Raw genomic sequence first — 19,933 nt, forward strand, 5'->3', positions numbered from 1 at the left:
GCTGGCACTGAAATTCGTCGCGCGAGGCTTTCTCTATAGTGCGCGCCGACTCCAGCCGAACCGACCCGCCATGCCCGCGCCTCTTTCTCCTCTCATCGTCCGGATGCGCCACGCCATCGAAGGCTGCCGGCCGATCCAGATCCGCGGGCGGGTCACCCAGGTCACCGGAACCCTGCTCAAGGCCGTGGTGCCCGGCGTGCGCATCGGCGAACTCTGCCAGTTGCGCAATCCCGACCAGAGCCTGGCGCTGCTCGCCGAGGTCATCGGCTTCCAGCAGCACCAGGCGCTGCTCACCCCGCTCGGCGAGATGCTCGGGGTTTCCTCCAACACCGAAGTCAGCCCTACCGGCGGCATGCATCGCGTGGCGGTCGGAGAGCACCTGCTCGGGCAGGTGCTCGACGGCCTCGGCCGCCCCTTCGACGGCAGCCCGCCGGCCGAGCCGGCGGCCTGGTATCCGGTCTACCGGGATGCCCCGCAACCGATGAGCCGGCGCCTGATAGAGCGGCCGCTATCGCTGGGTGTGCGCGCCATCGACGGCCTGCTGACCTGCGGCGAAGGCCAGCGCATGGGCATCTTCGCTGCCGCCGGCGGCGGCAAGAGCACCCTGCTGGCCAGCCTGGTGCGCAATGCCGAGGTGGATGTGACGGTACTCGCCCTGGTCGGCGAACGCGGTCGCGAAGTCCGCGAGTTCATCGAAAGCGACCTCGGCGAACAGGGGCTGCGCCGCTCGGTGCTGGTGGTCGCCACTTCCGACCGACCGGCGATGGAGCGCGCCAAGGCCGGTTTCGTCGCCACCAGCATCGCCGAGTATTTCCGCGATCAGGGTCGCCGCGTCCTGCTGCTGATGGACTCGCTGACCCGCTTCGCCAGGGCCCAGCGCGAAATCGGCCTGGCGGCCGGTGAACCGCCCACCCGCCGTGGCTACCCGCCATCGGTGTTCGCCGCGCTGCCACGCCTGATGGAGCGTGCCGGGCAATCCGAGCGGGGCTCGATCACCGCGCTCTACACCGTGCTGGTGGAAGGCGACGACATGAGCGAGCCGGTGGCCGACGAGACCCGTTCGATTCTCGACGGGCACATCGTGCTGTCGCGCAAGCTGGCCGCCGCCAACCACTATCCGGCCATCGACGTGCTGCACTCGGTGAGTCGGGTCATGAACCAGATCGTCGACGACGATCAGCGCCATGCGGCCGGACGCTTGCGCGAATGGCTGGCGAAGTACGAGGAAGTCGAGTTGCTGCTGAAGATCGGCGAATACCAGAAAGGCCAGGACAGCGAAGCCGACCAGGCCATCGAGAAGATCGGGGCGATCCGCCAGTGGCTGCGCCAGGGTACCCACGAAACCAGCGATTACGCACAGGCCTGCGCGCAGTTGCGGAGCCTCTGCGCATGAGCCTGGCGCTGCTGTTGCGCGTCCGACGCCTGCGCCTGGACCGGGCCGAGCGCGCCCAGGGCCGCCAATTGCTACGGGTTCGCGCCGCGGCGCAGGAACACACCGAGCGCCAGGCGGCGCAACGGGACTACCGCGACTGGCGACTGGCCGAAGAGCAACGGCTGTTTCTCGCCTGCCAGGCGGCCATGCTCGACCGCCGACGCCTGGAAGCCTGGCAGCAGCAGGTAGGGCTGCTGCGGGAAAAGGAAGCCGGCCTGGAACAGGACTGCGCCGAGACCGCGCAGCGCCTCGAAGGGGAGCGCGAGCGCCTGCGGCAGTGCCGGCGAGAACTGCTGGAACGCCAGCGGCAACTGGAGAAGTTCGCCGAACTGGAGCGCCACGTCGACGCCGAGCGCCAGGGGCTGCGCGAACGCAGCGAGGAAGGCGAACTGGAAGAATTCACCCGCCACGAGACCTGGCCATGCTCAAGCTGAACGCCGTGGATACGGCTCCGCTCGTGTCGTCCGACACCCCTGCCCCCCTTCCGCCGCTGCGCGCGCAGCAGATCGCCTTCGAACAGGCCCTGCCCGCGCACCGACCGCCGGCGCCCAGGCCACCGTTCGACAAGGGCGACGAAACGACGGAGGCCGCCGCGACAGCCGACGCGCCGACCTCGACGCCTCTCGCCGACCAGCCCGCGGCGCCTGCCGCCGACCGGCCGCCGACCATTCGGCAGCCCCCCATGCCAGTTGCCGCGGACGCAACGCCAACGCCAACGCCAACGCCAACGCCAACGCCAACGCCAACGCCAACGCCAACGCCAACAGTGTCGCCGTCCGGATCGGTAGCACGGCAAGCGCCGGCAGTCACCGCGCGCGTCGCGGCGTCCACGCAAGGCCGGGAGCCGGCCAGCGCTTCGGCGCCTCCGGTCGACGAACCGCCGCTGGTGCCGGTGTCCTCCCACCCGCAAAACACAGGTCGGACGCATGAGCGGCCACAGCCCGGCCCCGGCTTCCCGGCGAAAACCGCAGCCGAGGTCGCGTCCACGGCGCAGGCCAGTGTCCAGGCTTCGCCGCCCGCGCCGACAGCGGGCGGCGAAGGCCGCGGAGAGGAGCGTCGGCAACCCGGAGAAACCGATCCATCCGCACAGCCCCCCGACGACCAAGCGCCTGTGCCACTGCCCGCCATGCAAACCCCCGGCGACCGCCTGCTGGCACGTCTGCTGGCATCGAGCGGGAGCCGGCCACTGCCGCTGGCCGATCTCGCGCGCCTGCTCGATGCCGTGCAGGCGCGTATCCAGGTCGCCAGCGCAGCCGAAAGCCATGCGGCGCGCCTGCAGGTGCGACTGCCCCAGCTCGGCGCCGTGGAGGTGCAGGTCCTGCATGGCCATGGCCAGTTGCAGGTCGAGATCAGTGCCAGCCCCGGCAGCCTGGCGTTTCTCCAGCAAGCCCGTGGCGAGTTGCTCGAACGCCTGCAACGGCTGCACCCGGAACAACCGGTGCAACTCACCTTCAACCAGCAGCAGGACAGCGGCCAGCGCTCGCGGCAACGTCGCTACCTGCATGAAGAGTGGCAAGCCGAATGAACGGTACGGACCTCGACCTGCCGCTCGCCAGCCGCGCCGAACTGGATCTCCAGCGACGTCTCGCGCGTTGCCGTTGCCACTATGTCGGCAACGCTTTGCAAGCGCGCCTGGACATCGCCCAGGCCGCCCCCGACGTCGATCTCGAACTGAGCCTGGCGTGGGACGGCCTGCCCCTGCGCTTTCTCTGCCAGGCCCCGGCGCTGGCCCGCTGGCTCGCGCCGAACCTGCAGGAGGCAGCCTTCGCCAGCCTGCCGGCGGCCCTGCAACTGGCCTTGCTGGAGCGCGAAGGCAACGTCTTTCCCGGCCTGGTCTGGTACGGCCTGAGCCCGGCGCAACCACGCGCTGCGATGGGCCTGCGCCTGAGCCTGGAACGCGACGACCAGCGCCTGGCGCTCTGGCTCGACGGCGATCCCGCGACGCTGCTGGCACGCCTGCCGCCGCGCCCCTCGGCGCAACGCCTGGCCATACCGCTGCGCCTGTCGCTGCAATGGCCCGGCCTGCCGCTGGAGGCCGGCGAGCTGCGCACCCTGGAGCCCGGCGACCTGTTGCTGCTGCCTGCCGGCCATCGCCCCGACGCAGCGCTGCTGGGGGTTCTCGAAGGACGCCCCTGGGCGCGCTGCCAACTCCACTCCACGCAACTGGAACTGCTCGACATGCACGACACCCCCTCCCTCGCCGACAGCGAGGACCTGCACGAACTCGACCAACTGCCGATCCCGGTCAGCTTCGAGGTCGGCCGCCGCACCCTGGACCTGCATACCCTCTCGACCCTGCAGCCAGGCTCGCTGCTCGATCTCGACTGTGCCCTGGACGGCGAAGTGCGCATCCTCGCCAACCAGCGCTGCCTCGGTATCGGCGAACTGGTCAGGCTCCAGGACCGGCTCGGGGTGCGCGTAACCCGTCTGTTCGGACACGACGAAGCATGATCCAGTTGCCCGACGAGCTCGGCCTGATCCTCGGCCTGGCCCTGCTCGCGCTGGTCCCGTTCATCGCGGTGATGGCGACCTCCTTCATCAAGATGACCGTGGTCTTCTCGCTGCTGCGCAACGCCCTGGGCGTCCAGCAGATTCCGCCGAACATGGCGATGTACGGGCTGGCGATCATCCTCAGCCTGTACGTGATGGCACCGGTCGGCTTCGCCACCCGCGACTACCTGCGCAACCACGACGTCAGCCTGAGCGACTCGGCATCGGTGGAACGCTTTCTCGACGAGGGCATGGCGCCCTACCGGAACTTCCTCAAGCGGCAGATCCAGGAGCGCGAACACACCTTCTTCATGGAAAGCACCCGCCAGGTCTGGCCCAGCGAATACGCCGAGCGGCTCGACCCGGACAGCCTGCTGATCCTGCTGCCGGCCTTCACCGTCAGCGAACTGACCCGTGCGTTCGAGATCGGCTTCCTGATCTACCTGCCCTTCATCGCCATCGACCTGATCATCTCCAACATCCTCCTGGCGATGGGCATGATGATGGTGTCGCCGATGACCATTTCCCTGCCGTTCAAGCTGCTCCTGTTCGTCCTCCTCGACGGCTGGGCGCGGCTGACCCACGGCCTGGTCATCAGCTACGGAGGCTGACCATGAGCAGCGCCGACATCCTCCACTTCACCAACCAGACCCTGTGGCTGGTGCTGGTCCTGTCGCTGCCGCCGGTACTGGTCGCGGCCCTGATCGGCACCCTGGTATCGCTGGTCCAGGCACTCACCCAGATCCAGGAGCAGACCCTCGGCTTCGTCGCCAAGCTGGTGGCCGTGGTGGTGGTACTGTTCGCCACCAGCGGCTGGCTGGGCGGCGAGCTGTACCGTTTCGCCGAAATGACCCTGCTGAAGGTGCCGCTGGTGCGATGAGCGTCCAGGACCTGCAGCAACTGCTGCTGACCTACAGCCTGCTGCTGCCGCGGATCATCAGTTGCTTCGTGGTCCTGCCGGTGCTGGCCAAGCAGACCCTGGGCGGCGGCCTGGTGCGCAACGGCGTGGCCTGCTCGCTGGCGCTGTTCGCCTACCCGATCGTCGCCGGCAGCCTGCCGCCGGCCCTCGGCGCGCTGGACATCGCCCTGCTGATCGGCAAGGAAGTGCTGCTCGGCCTGCTCATCGGCTTCGTCGCCACCATTCCCTTCTGGGCCATGGAAGCGACCGGCTTCATCATCGACAACCAGCGTGGCGCGGCACTCGCCTCGACCCTCAACCCCAGCCTGGGCAGCCAGACCAGCCCCACCGGGCTGTTGCTGACGCAGACGCTGATCACCCTGTTCTTCTCCGGCGGCGCCTTCCTCGCGCTGGTCGGCTCGCTGTTCAGGAGCTATGCCAGTTGGCCGGTGAGCAGTTTCTTCCCGCAGTTCGGCAGCCAATGGGTGGCATTCTTCTACGCGCAGTTCTCGCAGATGCTGATGCTCTGCGCGCTGTTCGCCGCGCCGCTGCTGATCGCCATGTTCCTCGCCGAGTTCGGCCTGGCGCTGGTCAGCCGCTTCGCCCCGTCGCTGAACGTGTTCATCCTCGCCATGCCGATCAAGAGCCTGGTCGCCAGCCTGCTGCTGGTGCTCTACCTGGGCATCCTCATGGAGCACGCCTACGATGCCCTGCTGCTCGCCGTCGACCCGCTGCGCCTGCTGCGTCCCGTGCTGGAGACGCCATGAGCGCCGAGAAGACCGAGCAGCCCACGGCGAAGAAGCTGCGCGACGCCCGCCGGCAGGGCCAGGTGGTGAAGAGCAAGGAAATTGTCTCCAGCGCGTTGATCCTGTCGCTGGTGGCGCTGCTGATGGGCTTTTCCGACTACTACCTGGAGCATCTCGGCAAGCTGCTCCTGCTGCCCGCCGAGTACATCGACCTGCCGTTTCGCCAGGCGCTGGAGACCATCCTGGAGAACCTTCTCCAGGAACTCCTCTACCTGCTGGCGCCGGTCCTGCTGGTCGCGGCGCTGGTGGTGGTGCTCAGCCATGTCGGCCAGTACGGCTTCCTGCTCAGCCTCGACAGCGTCAAGCCGGACCTGAAGAAGATCAACCCGGTGGAGGGCGCGAAGAAGATCTTCTCGATCCGGAGCCTGGTGGAGTTCCTCAAGTCGACCCTGAAGGTCGCCCTGCTCTCCCTGCTGGTCTGGCTGACCTTGCAGGGCAACCTGGCCAGCCTCCTGCGGATTCCCGCCTGCGGGCTGGACTGCGTGGCACCGGTGAGCGGGCTGATGCTCAGGCAACTGATGCTGGTCTGCGCGGTCGGCTTCCTGGCGATTGCCGTCGCCGACTACGCCTTCGAACGCCACCAGCACTACAAGCAGTTGCGCATGAGCAAGGACGAAGTGAAGCGCGAATACAAGGAGATGGAGGGCAGCCCGGAGATCAAGAGCAAGCGCCGGCAATTCCATCAGGAACTGCAATCGAGCAACCTGCGCGCGGATGTCCGGCGCTCCTCGGTGATCGTCGCCAACCCGACCCACGTCGCCATCGGCATACGCTATCGACGCGGCGAAACACCCCTGCCGCTGGTCACCTTGAAGCACACCGACGCCCTGGCCCTGCGGGTCCGGCGCATCGCCGAGGAAGAAGGAATCCCGGTGCTGCAACGAGTTCCGCTGGCACGGGCGCTGCTGCGCGACGGCAATGTCGACCAGTACATACCGGCGGACCTGATCCAGGCCACCGCCGAAGTCCTGCGCTGGCTGGAAAGCCAGCAGACGGATACACCCTGAACGCTATCGGGCAGGGTGGCCGCCGCGGCACCGGCAACGCAAGACGCTGCGACCTGGCGCCGAAAAAAAGGGGCCCGAAGGCCCCTTTCTCATGCTTGCTACGGGTCAGTCCTTGTCCGGGATCCCGTGTACCACGCCCGCGGTATTGTCCAGCAGGCTCTTGGTCGCGGTCTGGATGAACGACTCCAGCTTCTTCTGTAGCTCGGCCTGGTCCGGTACGTCCTTGGTGATCACCGCCTTGGCATCGCCGCCCAGCTGGTAATCGTAGACGCGCACGTCACCGTCCTTCGGCCGCACCAGGATGCGGTTGCCGGAGACGATGGCGACGTTCTGCTCGCTGCCCGACGGCTTGATCACGCCGAAGCCCTTGTCGCCTTCCGGCAGGTTCAGCAGGTCGCGGCCCCAGCACTGGTGGACGGTCTCGCCGCCGAGCAGGCCCATGATGGTCGGCACGATGTCGACCTGGGTACCGACGGTCGGCAGGTGGGTACCGAACTTCTCCTGGATGCCGGGGGCGATCAGCAGCAGCGGCACGTTGAAGCGGTGCAGGTCCATCTCGGTGAGCTGCTCGGGGCTGCCGAAGCCATGGTCGCCGACCACCACGAAAAGGGTGTCCTTGTAGTACGGCGACTTCTTCGCCTTCTCGAAGAACTGGCCCAGCGCCCAGTCGGAATAGCGCATGGCGGTCAGGTGCTCGTCGAGCGAACCGTAGCCGGTCACGCGCTCCACCGGCAGGTCCTTCGGCAACGCGTAGGGCACGTGGTTGGAGAGGCTCTGCAACAGCGCATAGAACGGCTTGCCGGTGCTCGCCAGCTTGTCCAGCTCCTCGTTGCCACGGGCGAACATGTCCTGGTCGGAGACGCCCCAGGTCGGATCGGAGAACACCGGGTCGACATAGTCGTTGCGGCCGATGAAGGTGGTCATGCCCTGGTTGCTGAAGAAGCCGGACTGGTTGTCCCAGGCGAAATCGCCGTTGTAGACGTAGACGTCCTCGTACTGGCGGGCGCTGAGCAACTGCGGCAGGCCGGAGAACTTGTGGCCGCCCTCCGGGGTTTGCATCAGGTATTCGAAGCCCGGCAGGTTGGGGAAGCAGGCCATGGTGGCGAACATGCCCTGGTGGGTATGGGTGCCGTTGGAGAAGAACTGGGTGAACAGCAGGCCTTCCTTCGACAGCTTGTCGAAATACGGCGTGATGTTGCCCGGCGCGCCCAGGGCGCCGACATAGTGGCCGGCGAAGCTTTCCAGCAGGACCACCACCACGTTGCGGATCGGCAGGGTGTTCGCCGCCGGCGGGGTGAACTCGCGGCGCACCGCGGCCTCGTCGGCGTCCACCAGCTTGTCGTTGGGGGTCAGCAACATCTGCCGGGTGGTCTCCAGGGCGACCTTGTCGTCCAGGGTGGCCTTCCAGATGTTCGCGCGGTCTTCGGAGAAGCGCTCCTTGGCCGCCTTGACCAGGGTCAGGGTGCCGTTCAGGCCCAGTTGGTTGGCGAACATGGATTCGGTGGTGAAGGCATCGCCCCAGCGCAGCGGCGGGCCCTGGCGCAGGGTGCCGCGGGCGGCGAGGACGCAGACCAGCACGCAGAGGAACAGCACCACGCCGCGCACGTACCAGGGCGCGGCAGCGCTCGGCCGGGCGATCACGCTGTCTTCGCGCGGCTTGCGCTGGCTCGGGCGGGTCGCCAGGTCGATGGCCTTGAACACCCGGTACAGCACCCAGGTGGCGAAGGCCCAGGCCAGCAGGTAGCGGACCACCGGGAAGCCGTACCAGAGCATGCTCATGACGGTCTTCGGGTCTTCCGACATGTACTGGAAGACCAGGCTGTTCAGGCGCTGGTGGAACTCGCGGTAGAAGTCCAGTTCGAGTACGCCGAGGAACAGGGTGATGCTGGCGAACAGCGTCAACCATGTACGGAACAGGCCGCGAGCGGCCATCGCGCGTACCGCGAACAACGACAGCACCAGCGGCGCCACGGCATAGACGACGACCCGCAGGTCGAAACGCACGCCGTTGCCGAACGCCTCGAGGAAGGTGCTCGCCGGGGTCGCGCCGATCAGTTCGCGGTTGTAGATCAGCAAGGCCAGGCGCAGCAGGCTGAACATGACCAGCAGCACCAGCGCGCTGAGCGCGGTGAACGCCAGGTGGCTGCGGATGGTGGGCTGGAACAGCCGTGGGGGCGATTGGGTGGTTCGGACTTCCGTTTGGTCCATGTTTACAATTCGCTCTTCTGTCGTTCGATTTCGAGAATGCGGTCCCGCCCCTGCTCGGCCAGCAGGTAGCGGCCGGGCCCGATGGGCAGTAGGGACTGTGCGGAACGCAGGCGCCGTACGATCACCTGCAGCGGCCCGTCGGGCGGCAGCAGCAAGGCTCGCGCGTTATGCGTCGAGTCCTCGGTGATCCACAGGCCTTCGCTGTCGCACAGCAAAAAGCTCGGTGCATTCAGTCCGTTCAGCACCACCTCGTCCTCGGCCCCCTCATGCAGACGCATGACGTGGCCACGTTTCTTTTCCGTGTAGAAGACGCTTCCGTCCGGGCAGGCGGCCACCCCTTCGGAGCGCTGCAGTCCCTCGCGCAGTACCGTCAGTCCGCCGGTCTCCGGGTCGTAGCGGAGAATCCGCCCGTCCAGGTCGCGATCCTCGGCGGCGTACAGGTAGCGGCCGTCGCTGGCGACGCCCTCCACCTGGATGCCGTCGAACAGCGGCCGGGCCTGCTGGGCATGCCACCAGAACACCGGCGAGGCGCCCTGCTCCTGGCTGATCGCGATGCCGTCGCGGAAGCTGGCCATGCCGTCGGGCTTGGACAGCCCGTCGAGCACCGTATCGCGGCTGCCATCGGCGGCGATGCGGAACACCAGGCCCTTGCCGTCCTGCAACTCCTGGCTCACGTAGAGCAGGCCGTCCGGGTCGCGGGCCAGGGCGCTGACGTGGGGAATGTCCTCGAGCACTACCCGGTAGGTCCAGCCGGATACGGTGGCTGCCGGGGCGAAACGCTGCCAGCCGAGGAAGGCCAGGGCGATGAAGAGGACGCTACCGAGCAGGCAGGAGACTACTACGCCGCTCTGGCGCAATCGTTTGGTCAGCATTCGATGCACTCAAGGACAAAACTGCCATTTATAGCCATGGCAACGGAAAAAAGCGCGCAGATTTTCCCGGATCGATTGTGAAAAAAATGTTAGCTGGCAGTAACAGGGGATGTCGGAGCGACGCATGAAAAAGGGCCTTGCGGCCCTTCTTGGTGAAGCGTCAGTCGTTGTCCTGCTTGCCGATGGCCTGCAGCACGTACTGCGGCAGAGCAAACGCGCCCAGGTGGATATCGGCGTTGTAGTAGCGGGTGGCGATGCCGCTGTCGCGGAAGCGCTGGCGCAGCGTTTCCAGCGGAAGGCGACGCAGGCCTTCGCGGGTCGAACCCCAGGCGAAGGTCATGGCGCCGCCGATATAGGTCGGCACCGCCGCCTGGTAGAAATGCCAGTCGGCGAACAGCCCGTCGGTACGTGCGGCGGTGGTGCGCACTTCCTCCAGTTGCATGAACGGCGTGCCGTTCTGGGTGACCAGGATGCCACCCTCGTTCAGGCAGCGCCGGCAGGCCTGGTAGAAGTTCTCGGAGAACAGCACCTCGCCAGGGCCGATCGGGTCGGTGGAGTCGGAGATGATCACGTCGAAGCGTTCTTCCGTGGTAGCCACGAAGCGCATGCCGTCGTCGATCACCAGGTTCAGCCGCGGGTCGTCGAAGGCGCCCTGGGAGTGGTTGGGCAGGAACTCCTTGCACATGTCGACCACGGTGCCGTCGATCTCGACCATGGTGATCCGCTCGACGCTCTTGTGCTTGGCCACCTCGCGCAGCATGCCACCGTCGCCGCCGCCGATGATCAGCACGCGCCGGGCCGCGCCGTGGGCGAGGATCGGCACGTGGGTGAGCATCTCGTGGTAGATGAACTCGTCGGCCTCGGTGGTCTGGATCACTCCATCGAGCGCCATCACCCGGCCCATCCGGGCGTTTTCGAAAATCACCAGGTGCTGGTGCTCGGTGCGCACCTCATGCAGCATGTTGTCGATGCTGAAGCGCTGGCCGTAGCCCTGGTACAGAGTTTCCTGATAATCGCTCATGGGCCGGGATCTCCCTGGTAAGGCTGCAATCTGGCAGCGGGACTTGCCCGCGCCGCGAAGAAAGGCGCGCATTCTACGCTGGCGGCAATGACAGGTCGAACCCCGCCGGCGGATGGCGCCGGCTGCGCCGGCCAGGTATCGTCTGCCCATGAGCCAGCCTACCTCTCCCCTCGTCCTGCACCTGCCCTACCAGTCACCCTGGGAATGGCGCCAGTTCCACCAGCATTTCGCCCTGCGCCTGCTCGCCGGTGTCGAAAGCCTGGGTGACGACCACTATGCCCGCAGCTTCCGGGCCAACGGTCGCCCGGCCTGGTTCGAGGTGCGACCGCTGGCGGAACGCCAGGTCCTGGCGCTGAGCCTCAGCCCGTCCGCCCATGCCCTGGCCGCCGAACTCGAGGCACGGGTCCGCCGGATGTTCGACCTGGACAGCGACCCGGCCGCCATCGCCCGGCATTTCGCCGGGGATCCCCTGCTCGGCCCGCTGGTGGCCGCCAATCCGGGACTGCGCCTGCCGGTGGCCTTCGATCCCTTCGAACAGGCGGTGCGCGCCATCGTCGGCCAGCAGGTCACGGTGAAGGCCGCGGTGACCATCACCGGGCGCCTGATCCAGCGCCTCGGCGAGCCGCTGGAAGATCTCGGCTACGACGGCATCAGCCACCTGTTCCCGACGCCCGCCGCGCTGGCGCAAGCCAACCTCGACGGCATCGGCATGCCCGGCAAGCGGGTACAGACGCTGCAACGCTTCGCCGCGGCGATCGCCTCGGGAGAGCTGAGCCTGGACCTGGCGGACGGCCCCGAGGCCCTGGTGGAGCGCCTCTGCGCGTTGCCCGGCATCGGCCCCTGGACCGCCGAATACATAGCCCTGCGTGCCATGGGCGAAGCCGACGCCTTCCCCGCCGCCGACCTCGGCCTGCTGAAATCCACGGTCTGGGGGCCGCAAGGCATCGATGCGCGCAGCCTGAAGGCCCGCGCCGAGGCCTGGCGGCCTTGGCGCGCCTACGCCGCGATCCACCTGTGGAACCACTACGCCGCAGGCGGCTAACGCCGCGGCGGGAGGCTACAGCCTGACGTTGCCGCGCGGGCCGGCGATGGCCCAGATGATCAGGCCGAGCACCGGCAGGACGATGATCACCAGGACCCAGATGATCTTCATCCCGGTTTCCGCAGCGCTTTTCAGGATGTTGACGATGGCCCAGATATCCAGGGCCAGGATGACCAGGCTGATCAGCCCGCTGAGGGTGGAACCCATGGCGCGATGCTCCCGAGCAAGAGTGTTCCCTCAGGATAGCCGGCGCGTTCACTCCACGAGGATGTCGGCGAAGCTGGCCACCGTCGGATGGCCGTCCAGGCTGCCGCCTTCGCGGGCCAGGCCGAGCGTGCGCATGCCCGCGTCGCGCGCGGCATCCAGTTCCTGCACCACGTCGGAAAGGAAAAGGATTTCCGCGGCCGGCAGGCCGATGGCCCCGGCGATCCGCGCATAGGAGGCGCTTTCCCGCTTCGGCCCGCTGGTAGTGTCGAAGTAGCCGGAAAACAGCGAGCCCAGGTCGCCGGCCTCGGAACAGCCGAAGATCAGCTTCTGCGCCTGGATCGAGCCGGAGGAATAGACGTACAGGTCCAGCCCACGGGCCTTCCACTCGCGCAGCGCCTGCACCGCGTCCGGGTAGACGTGGCCCTTCAACTGACCGTCGCGGTAGCCCTGGGCCCAGACCATGCCTTGCAGGGCCTTCAGCGGCGTCACCTTGCGGTCCTCGGCGATCCATTGCAGGAGGATCGCGATCACCCGCTCGACATCGGCGTCCGCCTCACCGCTCTCGGCACGCACCGCCGCCAACTGTGCGGCTACCTCGGTCTCTCCGGCGTGTTCGCGGACGAAGTCCGGCAGGTGCCGGGCGGCATAGGGAAACAGCACGTCGAAAACGAAGCTGACCGCGCTGGTGGTGCCTTCGATGTCGGTGAGGATGGCTTTGATGGTCATGCGGACTCCGGATGAAACCGCCCCCGGCAGGACCGGGGGCGCGGATGGTGACGGATGGGACGGTGCCTCGCTCAGTCTTCCAGCAGGGGGAAGCGGCTGGCGATGTCGTCGCCGGTGAACTGGGCGACCCAGCCCTCCGGGTTGTTGAACAGGCGCACGGCGACGAAATGCGGGTGCTCGCCCATGTCGAACCAGTGGCGGGTGCCGGCNGCACCGAGATCAGGTCGTTGCGCTCGCAGAGCACGGCGTAGACATGCTCCTCGATATGCAGGACGAACAGGCCGCGCCCGGCGACGAAGAAGCGCACCTCGTCTTCGCCATGGCGGTGCTCGTCGAGGAACTTGGCGCGCAATTCGGCCTTCTGCGGGTGGTCGCTGTTCAGGCTGACCACGTCCACGGTGATGTAGCCGCGCTCGCGCTTGAGCCGCTCGATCTCGTGGGCGTAGGCGGCGATCACCTCGTCCTGGCTGGCGCCGGCGGCGATCGGCGCGGCGGCTTCCCAGCGTTCGAAACGGACGCCGACCTCGGCCAGGGTCGAAGCGATGTCCTCGGCATGGGTCAGCAGCTTCAGCGGCTGCTCCGGCTGGTTCTCGTGATAGACGGTAAGGCTGCTCATCGGCTCAGACTCAGTACTTTCAGTTCACACTCGAACAGAAACTCGAAAGCTTCCACCTGACGCAGGGCATCGCTCATGCGCGCGCCCCAAGTGTACAGCCCGTGGCCGCGGATCAAATACCCCGGGCAGTGCGGATGCGCCTCCAGCCAGGGCTGCACGCGGCTGGCCAGGCGGGCGATGTCCTGGTCGTTGTCGAAGATCGGCACCTCGACCTGGCCTTCGTGGGTGGTGACCCCGGCGAAGGCCTTCTGCAGTTCGTAGTCCTGCAGCACCAGGCGGTCGCCGCGGACCAGGCGGGAAAGCACGGTGGCATTCACCGAGTGGGTATGCAGCACCGCGCCGATCGCCGGGTTCCAGGCATACAGCTGGGTGTGCAGGAGGGTCTCCGCCGAGGGTTTCTTGCCCGGTTCCAGGCTGTTGCCGGCCAGGTCGGTGGCCAGCACGTCGTCGAAGCCCAACTGGCCCTTGTGCTTGCCCGAGACGGTGAGCAGCGCGCGCTGTTCGTCCAGGCGCGCGGAGTAGTTGCTGCTGGTTGCCGGCGACCAGCCGCGGCCGTAGAGGAACCGGCCGGCGTCGATGATCTGCTGGGTCAGCTGTTCACGGTTGTCGTTCATGCCCGCACCTCTTGCAAACGGGTACTGATGATAGCGGCTGCCAGCAAGGCTGCCAGGCTGGCGATGGCGAAGGTCCAGGCAGGGCCCAGGCTGTTCCAGCTATAGCCGGAATACAGCGCGCCCAGGGCTCCGCCGGTACCGGCCAGCGCAGCATACAGGGCCTGGCCCTGGCCCTGCTGGCGCGGGCCGAAGCTACGCTGCACGAAATGGATGGCAGCCGCATGAAAACTGCCGAAGGTGGCGGCATGCAGCGTCTGGGCAAAGACCAGCAGCGCCAGGCTGTCGGCCAGGTTGCCGAGAAGCAGCCAGCGCAGCGACGCCAGCAGGAAGCTCGCGGCCAGCACCTGGCGCAGGCTGAAGCGTTGCAGCAGGCGTGGCATGGCGAGGAACAACATGACCTCGGCGACCACCCCCAGCGCCCAGAGCAGACCGATCAGCGCCCGGCTGTAGCCCAACGATTCCAGGTGCAGGGTCAGGAAGGTGTAGTACGGCCCATGGGACAGCTGCATCAGGCACACGCACAGGTAGAACGCCAGCACGCCCGGCTGGCGCAACTGGGCGAGGAAGCCGCCCTCGCCTTCGCGCGGTTCGCGATGGGCCGGCTGGGCATTGGGCACCCACCAGCTGCACAGCACGATGCCGAGCATGATACCCAGCAGCGTCGCCGGGTAGACATCCAGGCTCAGGCGCTCGAACAGCGCGCCGAGACCGACCACGGTGCAGATGAAACCGATCGAGCCCCACAGGCGAATCCGGCTGTAGCTGGCGCTGCGCTCGCGCAGGTGGGCCAGGGTGATGACCTCGAACTGCGGCAGCACGGCGTGCCAGAAGAACGCGTGCAACGCCATCACCAAGGCCAGCCAGGCGTAGCTGTGGCTGACGAAGATCAGCGAGAAGCCCAGCGCCGTGCATACCGCGCCGAAGCGCACGATGGCCAGGCGCTGGCCGCTGCGGTCGCCCAGCCAGCCCCACAGGTTGGGCGCGACGCAACGCATCAGCATGGGAATCGCCACCAGCTCGCCGATGCGCGGGCTGGGGAAGCCCAGGTGATGGAAATACAGGGCGAGGAACGGCGCCGTGGCGCCGAGCAGGCTGAAATAGAAGAAATAGAAGCTGGACAGGCGCCAGTAGGGAACCGCGCTGGTCACGATCCGCCGTTCACCCGTCCCGCATCGCTGCCTGCCACAGCCCTCACAGCTGCGGCAGGACCGGCGTGTCGACGCGCACGTCGGCGTTCTGCCCACGCTGGCGCAGCAACTGGTCGAGCAGGACGATGGCCATCATCGCCTCGGCGATCGGCGTGGCGCGGATGCCGACGCACGGGTCGTGACGGCCCTTGGTGATCATGTCCACCGGCTCGCCGGCGGTATCGATCGAGCGCCCGGGAGTGGTGATGCTGGAGGTCGGCTTCAGCGCCAGGTGGGCGACGATCGGCTGGCCGGAGGAGATCCCGCCGAGGATGCCGCCGGCATTGTTCGACAGGAAGCCTTGCGGGGTCAGTTCGTCGCGGTGCTCGGTGCCGCGCTGGGCGATGCTGGCGAAGCCGGCGCCGATCTCCACGCCCTTCACCGCGTTGATGCTCATCAGCGCATGCGCCAGTTCGGCGTCCAGGCGGTCGAAGATCGGCTCGCCCAGGCCCGGCGGCACGCCTTCGGCAACCACGGTGATCTTCGCCCCGACCGAATCCTGGTCGCGGCGCAATTGGTCCATGTAGGCCTCCAGCTCCGGCACCTTGTCCGGGTCGGGGCTGAAGAAGGCATTCTGCTCGACGCTGTCCCAGCTCCTGAACGGAATCTCGATCGGCCCGAGCTGGCTCATGTAGCCGCGCACCTGGATGCCCAGGCCCGCCAGGTATTTCTTGGCGATAGCCCCGGCGGCCACGCGCATGGCGGTCTCGCGCGCCGAGGAACGGCCGCCGCCGCGGTAGTCGCGCACGCCGTACTTGTGGTGGTAGGTGTAGTCGGCATGGGCCGGGCGGAACAGGTCCTTGATCGCCGAGTAGTCCTTGGACTTCTGGTCGGTGTTGCGGATCAGCAGGCCGATCGGCGTGCCGGTGGTCTTGCCCTCGAACACCCCGGAAAGAATCTCCACCTCGTCGGCTTCCTGGCGCTGGGTGGTGTGCCGGCTGGTGCCGGGCTTGCGCCGGTCGAGGTCGCGTTGCAGGTCCCGGGCGGACAGTTCCAGCCCCGGGGGGCACCCATCGACGATGGCGACCAGCGCCGGGCCGTGGCTTTCGCCTGCGGTGGTGACGGTGAAGAGCTTGCCGTAGGTGTTGCCGGACATGCGAGGCTCCGCGTGAGGACGAGAGGGAAAGACATCGGAGTATACCCGTCAAGGACGGGCCTGCGAACCTTCCCCGGAGGACGCGATCAAAGCGCTATCATCGGCCCATGAAGACCTCCATGCCGCGCGCCCTCCTCGCCCTGTTCTGCCTGCTCGCCAGCCTGGCCCACGCCGCTCCCAACAGCATCCTGCACCGCCCCTACGACCTGGACACCGGGCACGGCGTGCTGCGCGGCTCCTTGCTGCTGCCGCGCAGCGCCGTGCCGCCGCCGGTGGTCCTGCTGGTCGCCGGCTCCGGTCCCACCGACCGCGACGGCAACAACCCCTTCGGCGGCAACAACCGCTACCTGTTGCGTCTCGCCGAGGCCCTGGCCGAACGCGGAATCGCCAGCGTGCGCTACGACAAGCGTGGAGTCGCCCGCAGCCTGGCGGCGGCGCCGCGCGAGGAAGACCTCAGCGTCGGCGTCTATGTCGACGACGTGGTCGCCTGGAGCGAGCGGCTGGCCCGCGACCCGCGCTTCTCCCGGCTGATCCTGGTCGGCCATAGCGAAGGCGCGCTGATCGCCAGCCTGGCGGCGCCTCGCACGCCGGCCGAGGAATTGATCGCCATCGCCGGCAGCGGCCAACCCATCGACCGGGTGCTGCGCGAGCAACTGCGCGGTCGCCTGCCGCCGGCACAACTGCGCCAGGCCGACTCGGTGCTGGCTTCGCTGAAGGCCGGCGAGACCCGCGGCGATATCCCGCCGGCGCTCGCCAGCCTGCTCCGCCCCAGCGTGCAGCCGTACCTGATCTCGCTGTTCCGCGAAGACCCGGCCCGCGCGTTCGGCCGCCTGCGCATCCCGACCCTGATCGTCCAGGGCCGCAATGACATCCAGGTCGGCGTCGCCGACGCCGAGGCGCTCCAGCGAGCCAAGCCCGACTCGCAACTGGTGCTCATCGACGGCATGAACCACATCCTGCGGATCGCCCCGAGCACCGGTCTCCAGCAGCTTTCCGCCTACAACGACCCGAACCTGCCGCTGGCCCGGCAACTGGTCGAGGCGGTCAGCCGCTTCATCCTGCGCGGCGCAGAGGCGGAAAAAGGCCGCTGAGCCGCTACAGAAATCGCTTCCCGCGCCGACAAGTTCTGAAAGCCGGCCCGTGAAGGCGGCCGGCCAGAGGATGTCCGATGATCGATAGCGATACCCAACCGGCCGCAGAAGAAGCCGAGAAGAAACCGCCGCACCCCTGGGCCGAACTGGCCCCGGAGCATTTCCGCCTGCTCCGCCTGGCGCCACTGCCCACCGACCGCGCGACCGGCGCCCGCCCCCTGCGCTTCGTCCAGCTCGGCAGGGTCGAACGGCACAGCGCGGACCAGAGCCTGCTGCGCCTGAGCATCCAGGTGCCAGGCCTGATGCTGCGCAAGGAGCAGAACCTGCTGGAGGTCTGGGCCGATCATCGCAACAAGGAAGTACGTTTCGGTTCGGACGCCGGGCTCAGCCTGGAACCCTTGAACCGCGGGCTGGGCCGTTTCCTGCTGGCCCAGGCGATCGCCTGGGCGCAACGACGCTGGGCCCACTACAAGGTGGAAGGCGGCGCACTGGCGCTGAAGGATGGCCTGACCGAAGACGCACGCCTGCGCCGCGACCATTTCATCCGCGCCCAGGGCTTCGACGTCAGCTATGAGGACCAGCGGTTGCTCAAGGCCCGCTACAGCGCCGGCCGGGTCAGTGAGCTGCACAGCGATTGGCACAAGGACAAGGTGCAGATCGTGCCGCTGCTGGACGCCGCGGCGATGCTGGAACAGGCCGAGCAGACCCTGCAGGCCCAGGATGCGGAGATCCGCCAACTGGAACAGCGCATCAACCACTACCGCCGCGACGACACCAGCCTGCGCTTCACCATCGCCTGCCTGACCGCCTTCGCGGTGTTCCAGGCCGGCCTGCTGATCTGGATCGCCACTCACTGAACCGGCGGCACCAGCCGCCTCCGATCACTTTTCCAAGCGCGAACGGAACAGTTCCCGGTGCTCGCGGCACTGCGCGGCGGACAGCATGAACACCCCGTGGCCGCCGTGCTCGAACTCCAGCCAGGTGAAGTCCACTTCCGGATACAGCGCCTGCACATGGACCTCGCTGTTGCCCACCTCGACGATCAGCAGGCCTTTCTCGCTGAGGTGGTCGGCCGCCTCGGCGAGCATCCGTCGCACCAGGTCCAGGCCGTCGTCGCCGCAGGCCAGGCCGAGTTCAGGCTCATGATGGAACTCCGCCGGCATGTCGGCGAAATCCTCGGCATCCACGTAGGGCGGATTGGACACGATCAGGTCGAAGCGCTGGCCGGGAAGCCCGGCGAAACCGTCGCCCTGGACGGTGTAGACCCGCTCGCCGAGGTCGTGGCGCTCGATATTGACGTTGGCCACCTCCAGCGCATCGAAGGACAGGTCGGCGAGCACCACCTCCGCCTGCTCGAACGCATAGGCGCAGGCGATGCCGATGCAGCCGGAACCGGTGCAGAGGTCGAGGATTCGCGCCGGCTCGGCCGGCAGCCAGGGCGCGAAGCGCTGTTCGATAAGTTCGGCGATAGGCGAGCGCGGCACCAGCACGCGTTCGTCGACGCTGAATGGAATCCCGCAGAACCAGGCCTCGCCCAGCAGGTAGGCCGCCGGAATCCGTTCCTCGATGCGCCGCCGGAGGATTTCCGCCAACTCGGCGCGTTCATCGTCTTCCAGGCGACAATCCAGGTAGCTGTCAGAAATTTCCCAGGGAAGGTGCAGGGAGCCCAGAACCAGGTGGCGCGCCTCGTCCCAGGCATTGTCGGTGCCGTGACCGAAGAACAGGCCGGCGGCGTGGAAACGGCTGACAGCCCAGCGGATGTAGTCGCGCAGGGTGAGCAGACGGGACTCGGACATGACGGAATTGCTCCTCGCAACGCACAAAAGGGCGACATTCTAGCCGATCGCGCCGGAGCTGGCCTCCAGCGCGGGAAGTCCATACCACTTTAGTGCGCATGCGGCAAAGGTTCACAGGCTCGCCGATAGGGGCCAGAATGAAAGGCATGTGCCTTCTCAGGAGTAGTGACATGCCTCATCCGCTCACCCTTTTGCAGATCAGCGGACGCGGCTACCCGCCAGCCCCCCTTCGGCAGAGCACCTTGCTGATCATCGATGCCCAGGAAGAGTACCGCAGCGGCGCCCTGCGCCTGCCAGGCCTCGACGCCGCCGCCGCGGAGATCGGCGTGCTGGTGCAGGCGGCCCGCGCCAGCGGTACGCCCATCGTGCATGTACGCCACCTGGGTATCCAGGGCGGCCTGTTCGATCCGCAAGGGCCGCGCGGCCAGTTCCTCCCGGAACTGCAACCGGAAGCCGGGGAAAAAGTCGTGGAGAAACGCCTGCCCAATGCCTTCTCCGGCACCGAGCTGCACGACCTGCTGCAGAACCACGGCCGTCTCGACCTGATCGTCTGCGGCTTCATGACCCATTCCAGCGTCAGCACCACCGTGCGCGCGGCCAAGGACTACGGCTACCGCTGCACCCTCGCCGATAGCGCCTGCGCCACCCGCGACATACCCACCCTGAACGGCGGGGTCCTGAGCGCCGCGGACCTGCAACGCGCCGAGATCGCCGCCCTCGGCGACAACTTCGCGGCGATCGTCGCCCAGGCCCGGGAACTTCTCTGACCGCCCATCCAGCCGCCCTCCCGTCCCGCCCTGCGGAGGACTAGTCTGCCTGCAGGG

Annotated in this window: 21 protein-coding genes and 1 pseudogene; 12 read left to right on the forward strand and 10 right to left on the reverse strand. The window is 67.5% G+C overall.

Annotated features, from left to right (window positions below; all coding sequences use genetic code 11):
- Window positions 1-70: 70 nt before the first annotated feature.
- The 8 genes from pscN to pscU are packed head-to-tail and all read left to right on the forward strand — an operon-like array spanning window position 71 to window position 6,633.
- Window positions 71-1,393 (forward strand): SctN family type III secretion system ATPase PscN, encoded by a 1,323-nt coding sequence (pscN, locus tag ACTJJX_RS10200; RefSeq protein ID WP_003100796.1) that lies wholly within the window; start codon window positions 71-73, stop codon window positions 1,391-1,393.
- Window positions 1,390-1,866, forward strand: a complete 477-nt coding sequence (gene pscO, locus ACTJJX_RS10205) for a type III secretion system central stalk protein PscO (RefSeq protein ID WP_003109497.1) — start codon at window positions 1,390-1,392, stop codon at window positions 1,864-1,866. The genes pscN and pscO overlap by 4 nt, the downstream gene beginning before the upstream one ends.
- The gene (gene pscP / locus ACTJJX_RS10210; protein WP_079385396.1) at window positions 1,854-2,957 is read left to right on the forward strand and encodes a type III secretion system needle length determinant PscP; all 1,104 of its coding nucleotides are present in this window, start codon (window positions 1,854-1,856) and stop codon (window positions 2,955-2,957) included. The genes pscO and pscP overlap by 13 nt, the downstream gene beginning before the upstream one ends.
- Window positions 2,954-3,883 carry a SctQ family type III secretion system cytoplasmic ring protein PscQ gene (pscQ, locus tag ACTJJX_RS10215; protein ID WP_016851760.1) on the forward strand — a complete coding sequence of 310 codons (930 nt, stop codon included), beginning with the start codon at window positions 2,954-2,956 and terminating at the stop codon, window positions 3,881-3,883. The genes pscP and pscQ overlap by 4 nt, the downstream gene beginning before the upstream one ends.
- Complete coding sequence (gene pscR / locus ACTJJX_RS10220; RefSeq protein ID WP_003087674.1) at window positions 3,880-4,533, forward strand: SctR family type III secretion system export apparatus subunit PscR; 654 nt, start codon at window positions 3,880-3,882, stop codon at window positions 4,531-4,533. Before pscQ ends, pscR begins: the two co-directional genes overlap by 4 nt.
- Before the next feature lie 2 nt (window positions 4,534-4,535).
- Window positions 4,536-4,802, forward strand: a complete 267-nt coding sequence (gene pscS / locus ACTJJX_RS10225; protein ID WP_003087672.1) for a SctS family type III secretion system export apparatus subunit PscS — start codon at window positions 4,536-4,538, stop codon at window positions 4,800-4,802.
- Window positions 4,799-5,587 carry a SctT family type III secretion system export apparatus subunit PscT gene (gene pscT / locus ACTJJX_RS10230; RefSeq protein ID WP_003132884.1) on the forward strand — a complete coding sequence of 263 codons (789 nt, stop codon included), beginning with the start codon at window positions 4,799-4,801 and terminating at the stop codon, window positions 5,585-5,587. The genes pscS and pscT overlap by 4 nt, the downstream gene beginning before the upstream one ends.
- Entirely contained in the window at window positions 5,584-6,633 is a 1,050-nt protein-coding gene (gene pscU / locus ACTJJX_RS10235; RefSeq protein WP_003144783.1) for a SctU family type III secretion system export apparatus subunit PscU, read from the forward strand. The genes pscT and pscU overlap by 4 nt, the downstream gene beginning before the upstream one ends.
- A 105-nt stretch (window positions 6,634-6,738) precedes the next feature.
- Here the strand turns inward: pscU and ACTJJX_RS10240 are convergent, their stop codons facing one another.
- The 3 genes from ACTJJX_RS10240 to speE form a co-directional block, all read right to left on the reverse strand.
- Window positions 6,739-8,841 (reverse strand): LTA synthase family protein, encoded by a 2,103-nt coding sequence (locus tag ACTJJX_RS10240; protein ID WP_016561760.1) that lies wholly within the window; start codon window positions 8,839-8,841, stop codon window positions 6,739-6,741.
- Between the two features lie 2 nt (window positions 8,842-8,843).
- On the reverse strand, window positions 8,844-9,713 hold the full coding sequence (locus ACTJJX_RS10245) for a YncE family protein (RefSeq protein ID WP_003087664.1): 870 nt from the start codon (window positions 9,711-9,713) through the stop codon (window positions 8,844-8,846).
- A gap of 160 nt (window positions 9,714-9,873) precedes the next feature.
- Window positions 9,874-10,734: a polyamine aminopropyltransferase gene (speE, locus tag ACTJJX_RS10250; protein ID WP_003103196.1), complete on the reverse strand. Its 861-nt coding sequence runs from the start codon at window positions 10,732-10,734 to the stop codon at window positions 9,874-9,876.
- Window positions 10,735-10,882: 148 nt separating this feature from the next.
- On the opposite strand from speE, the gene ACTJJX_RS10255 reads away from it, so the two are divergent.
- Entirely contained in the window at window positions 10,883-11,776 is an 894-nt protein-coding gene (locus ACTJJX_RS10255; protein WP_003449989.1) for a DNA-3-methyladenine glycosylase family protein, read from the forward strand.
- Window positions 11,777-11,791: 15 nt separating this feature from the next.
- Here ACTJJX_RS10255 and ACTJJX_RS10260 read toward each other — a convergent pair whose 3' ends face one another.
- The 6 genes and pseudogenes from ACTJJX_RS10260 to aroC all read right to left on the reverse strand — a co-directional run bounded on the left by ACTJJX_RS10260 (window position 11,792) and on the right by aroC (window position 16,222).
- Window positions 11,792-11,983, reverse strand: a complete 192-nt coding sequence (locus ACTJJX_RS10260) for a PLDc N-terminal domain-containing protein (RefSeq protein WP_003103184.1) — start codon at window positions 11,981-11,983, stop codon at window positions 11,792-11,794.
- 48 nt (window positions 11,984-12,031) lie between these two features.
- On the reverse strand, window positions 12,032-12,709 hold the full coding sequence (gene mtnC / locus ACTJJX_RS10265) for an acireductone synthase (RefSeq protein WP_012614299.1): 678 nt from the start codon (window positions 12,707-12,709) through the stop codon (window positions 12,032-12,034).
- A gap of 71 nt (window positions 12,710-12,780) precedes the next feature.
- Window positions 12,781-13,325, reverse strand: a pseudogene (locus ACTJJX_RS10270) (1,2-dihydroxy-3-keto-5-methylthiopentene dioxygenase).
- Window positions 13,322-13,939: a methylthioribulose 1-phosphate dehydratase gene (locus tag ACTJJX_RS10275; RefSeq protein ID WP_003103182.1), complete on the reverse strand. Its 618-nt coding sequence runs from the start codon at window positions 13,937-13,939 to the stop codon at window positions 13,322-13,324. Before ACTJJX_RS10275 ends, ACTJJX_RS10270 begins: the two are co-directional and overlap by 4 nt.
- Window positions 13,936-15,087 (reverse strand): MFS transporter, encoded by a 1,152-nt coding sequence (locus tag ACTJJX_RS10280; protein ID WP_003087654.1) that lies wholly within the window; start codon window positions 15,085-15,087, stop codon window positions 13,936-13,938. The genes ACTJJX_RS10275 and ACTJJX_RS10280 overlap by 4 nt, the downstream gene beginning before the upstream one ends.
- 43 nt (window positions 15,088-15,130) lie before the next feature.
- Entirely contained in the window at window positions 15,131-16,222 is a 1,092-nt protein-coding gene (gene aroC / locus ACTJJX_RS10285; protein WP_003087653.1) for a chorismate synthase, read from the reverse strand.
- 107 nt (window positions 16,223-16,329) lie between these two features.
- On the opposite strand from aroC, the gene ACTJJX_RS10290 reads away from it, so the two are divergent.
- Together ACTJJX_RS10290 and ACTJJX_RS10295 are read left to right on the forward strand one after the other, a co-directional pair.
- Complete coding sequence (locus ACTJJX_RS10290) at window positions 16,330-17,313, forward strand: alpha/beta hydrolase (protein WP_003122871.1); 984 nt, start codon at window positions 16,330-16,332, stop codon at window positions 17,311-17,313.
- A gap of 77 nt (window positions 17,314-17,390) precedes the next feature.
- Window positions 17,391-18,170, forward strand: coding sequence for a hypothetical protein (locus ACTJJX_RS10295; RefSeq protein WP_003087649.1), 780 nt, complete (start codon window positions 17,391-17,393; stop codon window positions 18,168-18,170).
- Window positions 18,171-18,194: 24 nt separating this feature from the next.
- Here ACTJJX_RS10295 and prmB read toward each other — a convergent pair whose 3' ends face one another.
- Window positions 18,195-19,109, reverse strand: coding sequence for a 50S ribosomal protein L3 N(5)-glutamine methyltransferase (prmB, locus tag ACTJJX_RS10300; RefSeq protein ID WP_003087648.1), 915 nt, complete (start codon window positions 19,107-19,109; stop codon window positions 18,195-18,197).
- 170 nt (window positions 19,110-19,279) lie between these two features.
- On the opposite strand from prmB, the gene ACTJJX_RS10305 reads away from it, so the two are divergent.
- Window positions 19,280-19,876 (forward strand): cysteine hydrolase family protein, encoded by a 597-nt coding sequence (locus ACTJJX_RS10305; RefSeq protein ID WP_003103179.1) that lies wholly within the window; start codon window positions 19,280-19,282, stop codon window positions 19,874-19,876.
- Window positions 19,877-19,933: the final 57 nt, after the last annotated feature.

Source organism: Pseudomonas sp. 22490 (assembly GCF_052044465.1).
GTDB lineage: Bacteria > Pseudomonadota > Gammaproteobacteria > Pseudomonadales > Pseudomonadaceae > Pseudomonas > Pseudomonas aeruginosa.